This is a genomic window from Kosakonia sp. CCTCC M2018092, assembly GCF_003864115.1.
GTDB classification, from domain to species: Bacteria; Pseudomonadota; Gammaproteobacteria; order Enterobacterales; family Enterobacteriaceae; genus Kosakonia; species Kosakonia cowanii.
Genome location: NZ_CP034225.1, coordinates 2080198 through 2094278 on the forward strand (window position 1 = coordinate 2080198; position 14081 = coordinate 2094278).

Consider the following 14081-nt stretch of genomic DNA (forward strand, 5'->3'; position numbering starts at 1 on the left):
AGTATGTTTGCTAACTGCCAGCTGATGGGCGTTGACCTGGCGTTTCCGGACGTCTGCCTGACGCCAATGCCTGCTCCGACTCCCATTCCCTATCCGGATATTGCGCTTGGGCCAACGGCTATCCCGAATGCGCTGAATATCCTTTTTATGGGGATGCCCGCGCACAATATGGCGACGGTGACGCCGCTTACCAATGGCGATAACCCTGGCGTCGCAACCGGCGTTGCATCCGGTACCGTGATGGGGCCATCACGACACCTGACGGGCGCCTTTACCGTTCTGCTGAAAGGCACACCGGCGACGCGCTTAACCAGCGTAAGCCTGCAAAACTCCACTAATGCAATCGGCATGCGTATCGTGCCGAGCCAGTTCAAGGTATTGATGCTGGCACCTTAATCCAATCATTTAAGCAGAGCATTTTTATTAAAAATAGAGGCGCATCGGTTTCATCTGATGCGCCCTGACTATTTTCGGAAATAGCAATTTATTATAAAAATGCTGAGTTATATTTACCAAACTGGTTGTTTACGCAACCTCAGGCAGTGTTTTTTTAATTTTCAGCTAATCGATTGATTAGGTGGTTAATAATTCACTATCAGATTTCGCATGCTGGGTTTTATTTTTAAGATTCGCCGCAAAGTTTTTTAATATTAAAATGATTTGAAGCAAGACAGGAGAGGGGAATGGAGTCGATACTGGGTCCGCTTATCATTGTTGGCGTCGTTTTTTGGATTGGATGGTTGTTCTATAAAGATTCGCGAATAGAAAAGAATGGTGTTGTTCTCAACGCTAAAATCATTTCTATGCGTGAAACGAGCTCTAATGATGGTGGCAGTTCAAACGTACGTTACTCACTTTTGGTTGATTTTCCTGATGGGCAGAGGCTGGTCGAAGGTAAGAATACCGTTTCTACTTTTTATGGAAGCCAACTTGAGCCGGGAAAAGAGATTAAAATAAAACACCTTGATGATAATAATATTGCATTTATCTTTAATAAATAAACAGGTTAATTATTTTGATTTTTCACTTATAGTGAATGATGGCGTTCAGAAAGTTGTTGGTGAATAAATAATCAATTTCAATAATGCTCAATTAAGTGAGTGTTGTTAATGGCGTACTGGAAATATATAAATTATGTTTTAGGCATGTCCTTTCTGAGTGTTTTTTTATATATGGTGTTAAGATCCATTAAAGATGGCATCCTCGAAAGAAAAATCAGAAAAGACGGCGTCTATGTTGATGGCAAAATTACGGCTGTGATGCCGGGGACGCCCACTACAAACGGGTTAGTGAATATTACTGTGGATTATTTTTTTATTGATCATAATGGCATGACCCTGACAAAAGAGAAAGTCTTAACTGTTATAAAAACAGTGGATTTATGTAATTACCAGGTTGGTGCGCCTGTGCCAGTTATTTATCTTAAGACAGACTCTTCAAAGAATTTTTTGAAGGAGACTAGAGGTCTTTTAGATAAGTGATTAATTTTGAATTACATCATTCTCATAAGGCTGGGTTGAGGAAATTTCCTTGTATTTATCTTGCTTAATAAAGGGTTGCTCGGAACTCATCACTGCCGTGAACTGACTATATAATAAATTCTACTGCTACGTGATAAATCGAATGTGTTATAAATCCTGTAAACAGAAAAGGAAATTGGCCTTTGAGACAAAAGTTACTCATCTATATTATTCCAGCATTAGTATTAACGATGTTCTTTGCCCACGCCTCAACAGATGACAATCTTATAAAAATTAAGGCGTTAAGTGAATTCGCAAGCCAGCTGAAAGAGAGCATCGGTCAGGATGTGAATACCGTTGAGCCGATTGTGGGACATCCGCTTTTTCGTTTGAATCCGGCCAATGAATACTGGCTGACAACCAAACCTTTCACGCTGAATGGCGGGATTACCCTCTCTAATCTCGCTGTGCGACTGGATCATAAGCATCCACCGAAGGTTTTTATCATTCACTATGACGTGAGTGATGGATGTATTTTATTGTCAGACGTTAGAAAGATTTATCCGCAGCTAAAACTATTTAGCGCGCCACACGGGCACTCGGTTAATGAAAATTTTGCCTGGCTCACCCCTTTAGATAAAAACGGTAATGCGACAGCTTTCGCCTTTCCTTATGCCGAACCGGCCTGTCTTAAGGGAATGACGGTGCGAAATTTTGCCGATGACGTGTAACTCCAGTGCGCTTTGTAACACTTAACCGTCGACATTCAATCGCTTTTTATAGATTCATTCACCACCTGTGATGTATTTTGATGCGTGCAATTAAAACATCATAAGAATCAACTTAGGTTGTCAGGGAAAGAGTATGTCATATCACCGTCGCGCCTTTGGCAAAGTGCCATATTACGCTGCTTTATTAACCTGCCTGTTATTTACACTCCCTCATGCTTCAGCCGCGCTTCAGCTTAACCAGTACGATAAGTTAGACACGGTGGAAGGCATTACTGCCGACAAAGCCGTCGTTGCACAGCTTAAAAAGCTGCTGGGGAATGAGTACGACACTTTCATTTCTAATTTCGATGTTTACGGCGAGCCGCACCATACTGCGCAGGGGGGCCTGTTTGTTTCTGGCTGGATGCAACATCTTGCTCAGGAGAACGCCTCGGCGTTTGTTATCTATCCTGATGGCCGTTTGTCGGCAGCATGGGTTTTGCCTGACGATAGTGTTGTGAATTATCGTACTAATCATCCCAATGACGGCATCGACAGGGATATTCAACAGTGGGCAAGCCAGCTTGAGGGAAAAACGCTGCCGGATATGGCGCCTCAGGCCACTGCCATCCCTGGGTCTTAGCAATTATTTTGTTGAAGTGTTTATCGGTTCAGTAATGAAAAACGGATATTTTTCAGCGTTCAGCCAGCACTTTGCTGGTCGAACCTGCTGCGGGTCAAAAATTAGCCAGCTATGTGGTAGGTGCCCGGGCGAATTCAGTTAGTCCTATATAACAGCAATTTCGGAAAATTATTCAAAGCCTGCAATTCCAACTCGTCAGATATTGTGTGTCTGCAGGTAAACATTTTCCGAATAAGATATTTCATCAAGGATAGCATCATGCAAGACAGGATCACGGTCAAGCTGCCGGTAGACGGCCTGCTTTTCTGGAAACTCTCCGGGCGCGAGGCGCTCTCGGAGGCGTTTGCTTTTTCCCTGACGGTGCTGGGCACCGACGCGCGAATCGACCGCAGCCAGCTGCTCGGCCAGCCGGTGACGGTGAATGTGCCGACACAGGGGATTGCCGGCGGCATGCGCCACTTCAACGGCAAAATCACCCGCGTGGCGGTGAGCGCCACGGAGATGTCCGGGACGCGGTATGCGGTCTACCGCCTGACGGTGGAGCCGGACGTGTGGCCGATGAAGCGCGACCGCAACCTGCGCATCTTCCAGGAGCAGACGGTGCCGCAAATCGTGAAAACCCTGCTTGGTGAATACCAGGTGAACCTTGAGGACCGCCTGACGGGCAGCTACCGGAGCTGGGGCTACTGCGTGCAGTACCAGGAGAGCAGTTTTGACTTCATCAGCCGTCTGATGGAGCTTGAGGGCATTGCCTACCACTTCAGTCACGAAGCCGACCGGCACGTGATGGTGCTGACGGACGCCGCCACCGAACACCAGCCCTTCAGCGGGTACGAAAGCATTCCCTACCACCCGACGCCGTCCGGCGGCAGCACCAGCGAGGAGGGTATCAGCCAGTGGGCGCTGGAGGACAGCGTGACGCCGGGTATCTACAGCCTTGATGACTACGACTTCCGTAAACCAAACGCCTGGCTGTTCCAGGCCCGGCAGAACCCGGCCTCGCCGCAGCCGGGGAGCATTGACGTCTATGACTGGCCCGGGCGCTTTGTCGAGCACGGTCACGGGGAGTATTACGCCCGCATCCGCCAGGAGCGGTGGCAGGTGGAGCACCAGCAGATTCAGGCCACCGCCACGGCAACGGGTATCGCGCCGGGTCACACCTTTGCGCTCTACAACGCGCCCTTTTTCAGCGATAACGGCGAGTACCTGACCACCGAGGCGAACTACTTCCTTGAGGAGAACCGCTACGCCAGCGGGTCAGACGGCGAGACGGTGCACCGCACCGACTTCACCGTCATTCCCTCGTCGGTGGTGTTCCGCCCGGCACCGGTAACGGCGTGGCCGAAGACCCACGGCCCGCAGACGGCAAAAGTGGTGGGCCCGCAGGGCGAGAGTATCTGGACGGACAAATATGGCCGGATAAAGGTGAAATTCCACTGGGACCGGCAGGCAAAAGGGGACGACACCAGCTCCTGCTGGGTGCGCGTGTCGAGCGCGTGGGCAGGCCAGGGCTTCGGCGGAGTACAAATCCCGCGCGTGGGTGATGAGGTGGTGATTGACTTCATCAACGGCGACCCGGACCGCCCGATTGTGACAGGACGCGTCTACAACGAAGCAAGCATGCCGCCGTGGTCACTGCCCGCTGCCGCAACACAGATGGGTTTCCTTAGCCGCTCAAAAGATGGCTCGGTGGATAACGCCAACGCCCTGCGCTTTGAAGATAAGGCGGGGGAGGAGCAGGTGTGGTTGCATGCGGAGCGAAATCTGGATGTAGATGTGGAGAATGATGAAACACATACTATAGAAAAAAATCATACGCAATTTGTAGGTGAAAACGAAACACTGCGAGTAATGAAAGATCAAAAGAGCGGCGTAAAAGTAAATACCTTGAATTTAACCGGCAGTGACAGGCACGATAAAGTCGTCAATTCATTCACTTTGTCTGCAGGCAGTTCATTGCGTTTGGAGTGCGGTGAAAGCGCCATCGAATTAACCAACGATGGAAATATTAATATTGTTGGCAATAATTTTAATTTTACCGTCAAACAAACTGCGCAAATAAACACCTTAGGCGGGGAGTTGCACTTAAACCCGGATCAGGGGCAGGCAGCTATAGTCGCACCCGGCTCAGGTCATCAAAGCGCCATACAACAAGAAGTTGAAAATTTTTTTATTACTAACAGCAATCAGTAAAGGGATAGAAGAATGGCTGATTATATTCTCCAGGAGGCGACGCTTGCGCTGCCAGATGTGTTCAAAGATCGCACCATGAATTTATTCACCCTGAATGATAATGGCGCAAATGAGTTTACTTTCGTTGTATCCCGAGCTAGCGCCAAAAAAGAAGAAAATATCCAGGCTGTGGCTGCACGGATTTTACGCGAAATGGAAATTACAGTTCAGGAGTTTCAGCTTAAACTGTCGCAACCCGTCATTATTGATGGTGAACCCGCGATCGAACTTTTTTATCAATTTAAAAACGATGGTACTGTTATTTTTCAGCGTCAGACTGTGGTTTTACTGGATGAGCAACCCGCGGGCAAAAAAATTGTTTGTTATATTGGCACGTGCCCTGATGACTTTAGTGAATATTACCAGCGCCAGTATCAGGATATTATCCACAGCATCAAATTCCATCGTGAGCGAGAAGCAGAGCCAGAGCAAATGTTACTTGCTGACGATCAGCGGATCTTCTTTGCTCTCGATACAGAAACGAAGCAATTAACATCTTTTGACGGTATACAATCTCTCTATCAGCACTTGCCTTTGCAGCGTGCCCGGGAAGGCTTATTTTTGATTTATGCTCAGGATGGGCAGGCATTGAGGATCGCTGCCGTACCGGGAAGTGAGCCGGTACGCTATGCGCTGTGGACACTTCCGCAGACGGGCGGACACCATCTGGCGCAGCAGTTATCTGCGTGTCGAGCTTTTGAGGGTGTTGCCGGGCTGGATTCCTTTGAAGGTGTCCGGCGTTTCCTTGCGCGCGGAAGAGATGATGTGAATCATGGCTGAGTACCAAGCCGCGCGTGTCGATGATCCCATTGCTCATACGGCGTCGAAAGGCTGGATGATTGCAGGTCTTATCGGTGGCGCTTTGCTGGGCGTAGCTGCCGTAGCGGTAACTGGTGGTGCTGCCCTGGTCGTCGTTTCTACCGTTGCGGCCAGTGCTTGTGCAGGGGGCGGACTGGGTGAAGTCCTTGGCAGTATGTCATGGGCACCCAGGCACGTTACCGGGACGCTGAAAGAGGGGTCTCCTGATGTTTTTATCAATAGCCGCAAGGCTATTCGTGCGCATTTATCGCTCGGTGAATGCGATGAACACAGCGGCACACCCCAGCGCGTCGCAGAGGGATCGATAAAGGTCTACATCAATAATTATCCAGCTGCGCGCATCAGCGATCGCTTAACCTGTAGCGCAGAGATCTACCAGGGGTCCGCCAATGTTTTTATTGGTGGTGAAAAGGTACAAACAGATGAAATCAGCCCGGAGATCCCTGAGTGGGTTAACTGGGTGATGCTGGGAGTTGGTGCTGGCGCACTCGCCGTGATTGCCGGGCCAGTTATAGCACTCCTTGGCACCGCAGGGGGGATGACCGGAGGAACGCTCGGTAATTATGTCGGCGGTAAGATCTTTGGTGAGGGCAGCGATGGTCAAAAATGGAGCATGCTGCTTGGTGGTCTCCTTGGCGGCGGTCTGGGCGTCAAAGGTGGGGCGAAATTTAACGCCTGGCGGGCTGGTAAACTTGTTACTGAACCCGTAGCGGTCAAACCTGTTGTGACGGAAAAGCCGCCGATGAGCCTGAAAGAGGCCGTGGGTGAAGCAAGAGCGAGTAGATGGATTGCTCGGGGACGGGATCTGATTGACAGTAAAGCACCACATTTGTCTAAATTATTAACCGATGATCAAGTTGGCGCGCTACATGGTTATACGACCGATCCAGGCTATAAAATGATTAACCCTGCTCTGCGCGGCACCAAACCTCTTACACCAGAACTTGAAGCGTTCGCCCGACATATCAATGAAGGTCTGGATAAGCTTCCGGCTCATAATGGGGTAACATTCCGTGGTATGAATAGCTTGCCTGATGAAGTATTGAGTCAATATAAGCCTGGTAATACTGTTTCTGATCGAGCATTTGTGAGTAGCGATATGGATAACGCTTTTAAAGGGCCAATTCAAATGAAAGTAGAAGGTTATTCAGGTAGGAAAATCGATTTCATATCAGAATTTAGTGCGACGGAGACAGAAGTACTGTTTAAAACTAATACGCAGTTTGAAGTAGTTAGCCATACTAATGAAGCCGGCATCACCCAAATTCACATAAAGGAACTCTAATGATCGATTTGCATGCAGATGACTCAACAATCAGTAATTATGCCGATCGGTATTTTCACTACCTTCCCATTAACGTCCGCAAAATGTTGACTGAAGCTGCCGATCCTGCCGCCGTTAAATATGATGCCTGGGATAAAGGGCGCCCGCTTATCACATCTATTGCAAATGCCCGCGATAAGGCTATCGGTGCGTTAGTTGGGTTGGCGGTTGGTGATGCCGTGGGGACGACGCTGGAATTTCAGCCACGCGATCGTTACAAGGTGAGCGATATGGTAGGAGGTGGGGCCTTCAGGCTAAAGGCTGGCGAATGGACTGATGATACATCCATGGCGCTGTGCCTTGCAGAAACGTATCTGCAAAATAATACATTGGATGTCACCGACTTTCGCAATCGCCTTGTGCGTTGGTATAAGCGGGGGGAGAATAGCAGCAATGGCATCTGCTTTGATATCGGCAACACGACCCGTTTTGCGCTTGAGCAATACCTCATGCATGGTGAAACGTGGATGGGTAATACAGAGAAAAATACTGCAGGTAATGCAGCATTAGTTCGTGAAGCACCGGTGGCTATATTTCGCCGCAAAACTGTACGCGGAATATGGTTTGATTCTCAGGCGCAAAGCCAGGCAACGCACGGTACGACCGAATCCCTTTCAGCCTGTTTTTTTCTTGGTTTGCTGTTGAATCATTTAATCTACGGTTATGACAAAGAAAAAACGTTTTCACCACATGTCGTCCCGCTCGCTTCGCGTGTGCTTATCATTAATGCCGGTGAGTACAAACAAAAAACGCGCGATCAGATTCGTTCCAGTGCTTATGTTATCGACACGCTCGAAGCGGCGATGTGGGCGGTCTGGAATACGGATAATTTCCGTGATGCGATTTTATTAGCGGCTAATCTGGGCGACGATGCCGACAGCGTTGCGGCTACAGCCGGGCAAATTGCCGGGGCATTATACGGCTACGCGGGTATCCCTCAAGAGTGGAAAGACAAACTGGTTCAACATGAACGGATTGCGAGTATTGCGGGTGAGCTATTTGACCGCGCCCCGGATAAAAATTTTCTTTAAGCAGAGTGAAAAGTTTACTCTATTAAATTGCACAGGCGTTTGCAGTATTGCTGCGTCTTTCACTTTTAACGAGAAAATGGTCATGAATCACTTAACCCGTAATGAGGGCGAAGCGCTGCACAATTTCCTCTGCAAAGCACTTAAAAATCCCTCGGATATCGAAGCATTCATGACTATGGCACGGGAACATCCGTCGACCTTTCTTATGAAAGGAATTATCTGTCATTAATATCGCAGGGAAAAAATGCTTTATTGAAAGCCGACCTTGACGACACTGATGTTCTTTTAGTGGCCTTAAGAATCTGGAATGCTGATAAGGATCTAACGCACGCTATGGGTAGACATTCATTTCACTACAGGCTCTACTTTGTTGCCGCGAGCTTTTTGTTCTCCTGCTGCACCAGCGCTGCGTCGGCAACGGATTTTACCGGGCAGTGGCACGGCAGTGAAAGCAGCGAGTCCACATTTACGCTGAAATTATCACAGCAGAGTAACAAAATTACCGGGTCGTATTGTTTCATTACTCAGCGTGGTAACCGCATCGATTGCCCGGACGAACAGCACAATAATCTGCGCGGCGAAGTTGTTAACCACACTGCCATTGTTACGTTTGATTCGAGCTTTGGCGGTAAAAACGGCAAAGCCACGCTGGTTGTTAATGGTGACAAAATGGCGTGGCATCTTACGCAACCGCCCGAACGCGGTGACTATTATGCTCCGGTAAATTACGCCCTGGTTAAAGAGACTGTTCACAATGGCGCGGCCACGAAAATTATCCGCACAGATAATTTTATGATTGCGATCCGTAATAATTGCGGTGAGTTCACCACGCCTTGCGATGATCTGCTATATATCGGCGCACGGAACCGAGACAGCCAGCAGATTAGCCTGCATGGAAAAACGCGGTCGGATGATGCAAAACGCGTGACGGGTGCAGAATTCCATAATGGCGATGTTCTTTACATAGTGGATTATAATCCGCCGAAACTGGTGGTAACTCAGGCGGGTAAAACGCTTGTCAACCAGGCGGGTAGCTGGCTTAAATAGCGGTTCTTTTGACTGATTATGGAAAGGTTAATGCGACGATTAGTTTCCGTTTTTACGCTGCTGTTTGGTTTTTCTGCCCAGGCTGCGCAAACGCCGCTGGCGGAAAATGACTTCACCGTTGAAATTAATAAACAGGTAATTATCCTTGGGCAGGATTGGGATCGTAATCTGCTTGCGGCGTTAGGGAAGCAGGTCAGCGAGGATTTTGTCGGTGAAGTGCCGTTTGGTGATGAAAATTATAAGTTTTATCGCCACGTTTTTGAGGGTTTTGATATCTACAGCGCCAACATCGACTGGCAGCAGCGCGGCAAAAGCATTGACAGTTACGTCATCGGCCAGATAACGCTGCACTCCCCGACATTGCACACCGCGCGCGGTGTTGCGCCTGGTGATGCGAAACAGAGTGTGATTGAGCATTACGGCGCAGGGGAAACCGCTAACAGCGACGGTGAAGAGTGGATTATGTATTCACTGAATAGCAAAAACATCGCTTTCGATGTCACCGGCGGTAAAGTGAAGGTCATTAATATCAGTACAGGAAACGACTGAACGGATTGCCTGAATTATTAACTTGCCGGGCAGGGTGATGAAGATGAACATCGACAAGCTCATCAAGAAACGCGTCATGCTGCACGATGGTGTGGAAACACGTTTTTTCAATCAAGGTGTCGAGCTGCTCTGCCCGCGTTGTCAGCAAGAGATTGAGCCGGATCTCTACCAGAGCCAGGATTTTGCCCGGCTGCCTGAGCAAATCCAGGTTGCTGTGGCAAGCCGAATCAAAGCCATTACCTTCAACCCTGAGGCTATTACCCGCTACTGCACGCCACTGGGTTCGCTTCTGTACTTGACCCACTGTTGTGAGGGCGGGCAAGGGAAAACGCTACTTGTCTTCAGTTATAAAGAGCAGCAGCCCGCCCGCTACATCGCTACACTTTATGCGCTGCTGGTGGTTAGCGATTATTAATAATACATTGCAATACCCCAAAAAAGCACCGCCAGACGCCCGCTGCTATTAACGCAATAAAAAACCCCAGCTCGGAACTTCACCAGGGTTTTTCACATATTACTTACCGCTGTTTACAGCCCGCGCACTGCTTGTTCTGGATCTGCTGGAAGAAGTCATTCCCTTTATCATCCACCAGAATAAACGCCGGGAAGTTCTCCACCTCGATCTTCCAGATCGCCTCCATACCCAGCTCCGGGTACGCAACACACTCCAGGCTCTTAATGCTCTGCTGCGCCAGTACGGCAGCCGGGCCGCCAATACTTCCCAGATAGAAACCGCCATGTCTGGCACAGGCATCGGTGACCTGCTGGCTGCGGTTGCCTTTTGCCAGCATGATCATGCTGGCACCATGCGATTGCAGCAGGTCTACGTAGGAGTCCATCCGCCCTGCGGTAGTTGGGCCAAGCGAACCAGAAGCATAACCTTCTGGCGTTTTTGCCGGACCAGCGTAGTAGATCGGGTGATCTTTCACGTACTGCGGTAGCTCTTCGCCATTATCAATCAGCTCTTTCAGCTTCGCGTGGGCAATATCGCGCGCCACAATAATCGTGCCGTTGAGCGAAACGCGAGTCGATACCGGGAAAGCAGAGAGCTGGGCGAGTATCGCTTTCATCGGCTGGTTGAGATCGATTTTCGCCACATCGCCTTCACCCTGCTGGCGCAGCTCTTCCGGAATATACTGCGCCGGATTCGACTCCATTTTCTCAATCCAGATCCCGTCGCGGTTGATCTTCGCTTTGATATTACGGTCGGCGGAGCAGGAGACGCCCATACCAATAGGGCAGGAGGCACCGTGGCGCGGCAGGCGGATCACACGGATATCATGCGCAAAGTACTTCCCGCCAAACTGCGCGCCAAGTCCGAGGTTTTGCGCCTCTTCCATCAATGCCTGTTCCAGTTCAACGTCACGAAATGCCTGACCGTGCTCATTCCCTTCGGTCGGCAGGCCATCGTAGTAGCGGGTCGACGCCAGTTTCACGGTTTTCAGCGTTGATTCAGCGGAGGTTCCACCAATCACAAAGGCGATATGGTAGGGCGGGCAGGCCGCGGTGCCCAGAGTACGCATCTTCTCGACCAGATAGTTTTTCAGTTTCGCCGGGGTGATCAGCGCCTTGGTCTCCTGATAGAGATAGGTTTTATTCGCCGAACCACCGCCCTTGGCGATGCACAAGAATTTATACTCGTCGCCGTCGACGCTATAGAGATCGATCTGCGCGGGCAGGTTAGTGCCGGTATTGACCTCTTTGTACATATCCAGCGGCGCATTCTGCGAATAGCGCAGGTTATCTTCGGTATAGGTGTTATAAACCCCACGCGCCAGCGCGGCTTCATCGCCACCGCCGGTCCAGACACGCTGACCTTTTTTACCCATGATGATCGCCGTACCGGTATCCTGGCAGGTAGGCAGCACGCCTTTTGCCGCGATTTCGGAATTACGCAGAAATTGCAGGGCGACATACTTGTCGTTCTCACTTGCCTGCGGGTCGGTCAGAATGGCGGCAACCTGTTTCTGATGGGAGGGACGCAGCATAAACGCGGCATCGTGGAAGGCCTGCTGTGCCAGCAGCGTTAACGCCTCTGGCTCGACTTTCAGTACCTGCTCACCTTCAAACTCTGCGACAGAGACATTTTCGCGGCTCAGCAGATAGTATTCCGTCTCATCTTTTGCCAGCGGGAACGGATCCTGATAAACAAACGGTTTGTTCGACATAGCTCATTACTCCACAAAAATAAAACCGCCGGGAAAACCCGACGGTTATGAATCAGAACATCATGGTAATCCACGGATAGCCAATCAACAGCAGGGCGGCGAGGAAGATGGCACCGAAGATGGTACCGAGACGCCAGTAATCTTTAGTCGGCAGGTAGCCGCTGCCGTAGTAAATCGGGCTTGGCCCAGTGCCGTATGGGGTGATGATACCCATGACACCCAGCGAGGTGCAGAGCACCAGCACAACGACTTCCATATTGATGCCAGGAATAGTCGCTGCGATGGTCAGCATCGCCGGCAGCAGCGCGGTGGTGTGTGCCGTGGTGCTGGCGAAGAGATAGTGCAGCAGATAGAACGCCAGCAGCAGAGCGATGGTTGCCATGCCCGGAGAGATGCCGCTCATCAGCAGCCCGCCCTCTTTGCCCAGCCAGGCAATAAAGCCGGTGGATGAGAGGCCATCAGCCAGCGCGACCAGCGTGGCGAACCAGACAAAGGTGTTCCATGCCGGTTTATTGCTGGTGATATCGTTCCAGCTCAGAACCCCGGTCCACAGCATCAGCACCACAACCAGCAGGGCGGCCAGCGCCGGTTCGATAAAGTCGGCGGCGAAAATCCACATCAGCAGCGCACAGCAGACAAAGACCAGCAGCAGAATTTCATTACGGGACATTCTGCCCAGCTTCTCCAGCTCGCGGCTCGCCCACAGCGGGACCTCATCGTTCACTTTCACTTCAGGCGGGTAGAACCAGTACGCCAGCAGCGGCATAGTCAGAATCAGCAGCAGGCCCAGCGGCAGGAAGGCGATAAACCAGGTGCCCCAGGAGATATTAATCCCAACAATGCTTTTCACCAGCGCCAGCGCCAGCAGGTTAGGCGCAAGAGCGGAAAGGAACATAGAGCTGGTGATACAGGCAGCAGTGATCGCTACCCACATGAGGTAAGAACCAATGCGGCGCGCGCTCGGATCGTTCGGTTTTGAACCATACAGAGGCGGTAGATTGGCAATAATCGGATAGATTGTCCCGCCGCTGCGCGCGGTGTTTGATGGGGTAAACGGGGCCAGCAGCAGATCGGCGAAGGTGATGGCATAGCCGAGCGTCAGGCTGCGGCGACCCAGATATTTAACGAGGATCAGCGCCAGGCGGCGACCAAACTGGGTCTTATCGTAACCGGCGGCAAACATAAATGCGCCGAAGATAAGCCAGACGGTGGAGTTGCCGAAACCGCTGACCGCCCATTTAAAGGACTGGCCCGCCAGCTTGAATTTCGGATCCGCCAGCTGTTCCGGACTGAAAAGCACCCACTGACTACAGAGCGCGATTACTACCACGCCGGTCATGCCGATCACAGCACCCGGCAGCGGCTCGAAGATCAGGCCGACAATCACGCCAACGAAGATAGCAAAATAGTGCCATGCGTAGGGCGGTAAGCCTTCCGGCACCGGAACGAACAGTAACAGTATGGCCACGATAATGGGGAGTGCCATCATCACCAGGCGGTTTTTATTACCGGCCTTTGCGCGCTCTGCAGTAGCAGAAGCTGGGGTTGGAGTTTTCTCTTTCATAGTGAGCATCTACAAGTAGTTAAGAATTCGGAGCGATCGCGGAGCAGAGTGTGATTTATTTAGTTTCGAAAGATACTTTAGTTATTAAAATCATCTTCTCTTATTCCGCTGATCTTTATTTATCGCAAAACTGGTTGGCAATAAATAACAAAATAAGTCTATTTCTATATTGCCCCTGATGATGGGATTTCTATTGATTAAGATCAATAAAACGAAAAGAGATGTGCTTTTTTTAATATTTGGAATACCCACTATTAATGATGTGGTTAATTTCCAGAAAACTGAAGAAATGTTAAATGTTTGTATTGATAATCAAGGTTTCTACGCTATCGTTTTTATTAAGTTATTGATAGTAATGGGTTTTTATTGGTGGCGTCTCGTCGTGCAAGATCTCGTAAGGTAATGATTATGTTACCGGTAATTATAAAAATGTGAACGCAATATTTAAAAATGATAATACAGTGGAGGTAGGTCTGTTATTGCAGGGGTTAAATAGTTTAATAACTAACGTAATTAATTTAGTAAATAAAATTC

Annotated in this window: 14 protein-coding genes; 12 read left to right on the forward strand and 2 right to left on the reverse strand. The window is 49.8% G+C overall.

What is annotated here, in order from left to right; all coding sequences use genetic code 11:
- Positions 1–3: 3 nt before the first annotated feature.
- The 12 genes from EH164_RS09950 to EH164_RS10005 all read left to right on the forward strand — a co-directional run bounded on the left by EH164_RS09950 (position 4) and on the right by EH164_RS10005 (position 10230).
- Positions 4–396: a DUF4150 domain-containing protein gene (locus EH164_RS09950; protein ID WP_007371701.1), complete on the forward strand. Its 393-nt coding sequence runs from the start codon at positions 4–6 to the stop codon at positions 394–396.
- 287 nt (positions 397–683) lie between these two features.
- Entirely contained in the window at positions 684–1001 is a 318-nt protein-coding gene (locus tag EH164_RS09955; RefSeq protein WP_124968108.1) for a hypothetical protein, read from the forward strand.
- A 108-nt stretch (positions 1002–1109) separates the two neighbouring features.
- Entirely contained in the window at positions 1110–1481 is a 372-nt protein-coding gene (locus tag EH164_RS09960; RefSeq protein WP_124968109.1) for a hypothetical protein, read from the forward strand.
- A 182-nt stretch (positions 1482–1663) separates the two neighbouring features.
- On the forward strand, positions 1664–2191 hold the full coding sequence (locus EH164_RS09965) for a hypothetical protein (protein ID WP_241175020.1): 528 nt from the start codon (positions 1664–1666) through the stop codon (positions 2189–2191).
- Positions 2192–2324: 133 nt separating this feature from the next.
- Positions 2325–2813, forward strand: a complete 489-nt coding sequence (locus EH164_RS09970; protein ID WP_124968110.1) for a hypothetical protein — start codon at positions 2325–2327, stop codon at positions 2811–2813.
- A 258-nt stretch (positions 2814–3071) separates the two neighbouring features.
- Positions 3072–5006 (forward strand): type VI secretion system Vgr family protein, encoded by a 1935-nt coding sequence (locus tag EH164_RS09975; protein ID WP_124968111.1) that lies wholly within the window; start codon positions 3072–3074, stop codon positions 5004–5006.
- Between the two features lie 12 nt (positions 5007–5018).
- On the forward strand, positions 5019–5825 hold the full coding sequence (locus EH164_RS09980; protein WP_124968112.1) for a DcrB-related protein: 807 nt from the start codon (positions 5019–5021) through the stop codon (positions 5823–5825).
- On the forward strand, positions 5818–7149 hold the full coding sequence (locus EH164_RS09985; RefSeq protein WP_124968113.1) for a PAAR domain-containing protein: 1332 nt from the start codon (positions 5818–5820) through the stop codon (positions 7147–7149). The genes EH164_RS09980 and EH164_RS09985 overlap by 8 nt, the downstream gene beginning before the upstream one ends.
- Positions 7149–8219: an ADP-ribosylarginine hydrolase Tri1 gene (gene tri1 / locus EH164_RS09990; protein ID WP_124968114.1), complete on the forward strand. Its 1071-nt coding sequence runs from the start codon at positions 7149–7151 to the stop codon at positions 8217–8219. Before EH164_RS09985 ends, tri1 begins: the two co-directional genes overlap by 1 nt.
- Positions 8220–8471: 252 nt before the next feature.
- Positions 8472–9266: a hypothetical protein gene (locus tag EH164_RS09995; RefSeq protein WP_124968115.1), complete on the forward strand. Its 795-nt coding sequence runs from the start codon at positions 8472–8474 to the stop codon at positions 9264–9266.
- A 30-nt stretch (positions 9267–9296) separates the two neighbouring features.
- Positions 9297–9815, forward strand: a complete 519-nt coding sequence (locus tag EH164_RS10000; protein WP_124968116.1) for a hypothetical protein — start codon at positions 9297–9299, stop codon at positions 9813–9815.
- 43 nt (positions 9816–9858) lie between these two features.
- The gene (locus EH164_RS10005) at positions 9859–10230 is read left to right on the forward strand and encodes a hypothetical protein (RefSeq protein WP_124968117.1); all 372 of its coding nucleotides are present in this window, start codon (positions 9859–9861) and stop codon (positions 10228–10230) included.
- 103 nt (positions 10231–10333) lie between these two features.
- Here EH164_RS10005 and fumA read toward each other — a convergent pair whose 3' ends face one another.
- Both fumA and EH164_RS10015 read right to left on the reverse strand, forming a co-directional pair.
- Entirely contained in the window at positions 10334–11983 is a 1650-nt protein-coding gene (fumA, locus tag EH164_RS10010) for a class I fumarate hydratase FumA (protein ID WP_124968118.1), read from the reverse strand.
- Between the two features lie 52 nt (positions 11984–12035).
- Complete coding sequence (locus EH164_RS10015; RefSeq protein ID WP_094419682.1) at positions 12036–13547, reverse strand: anion permease; 1512 nt, start codon at positions 13545–13547, stop codon at positions 12036–12038.
- Positions 13548–14081: the final 534 nt, after the last annotated feature.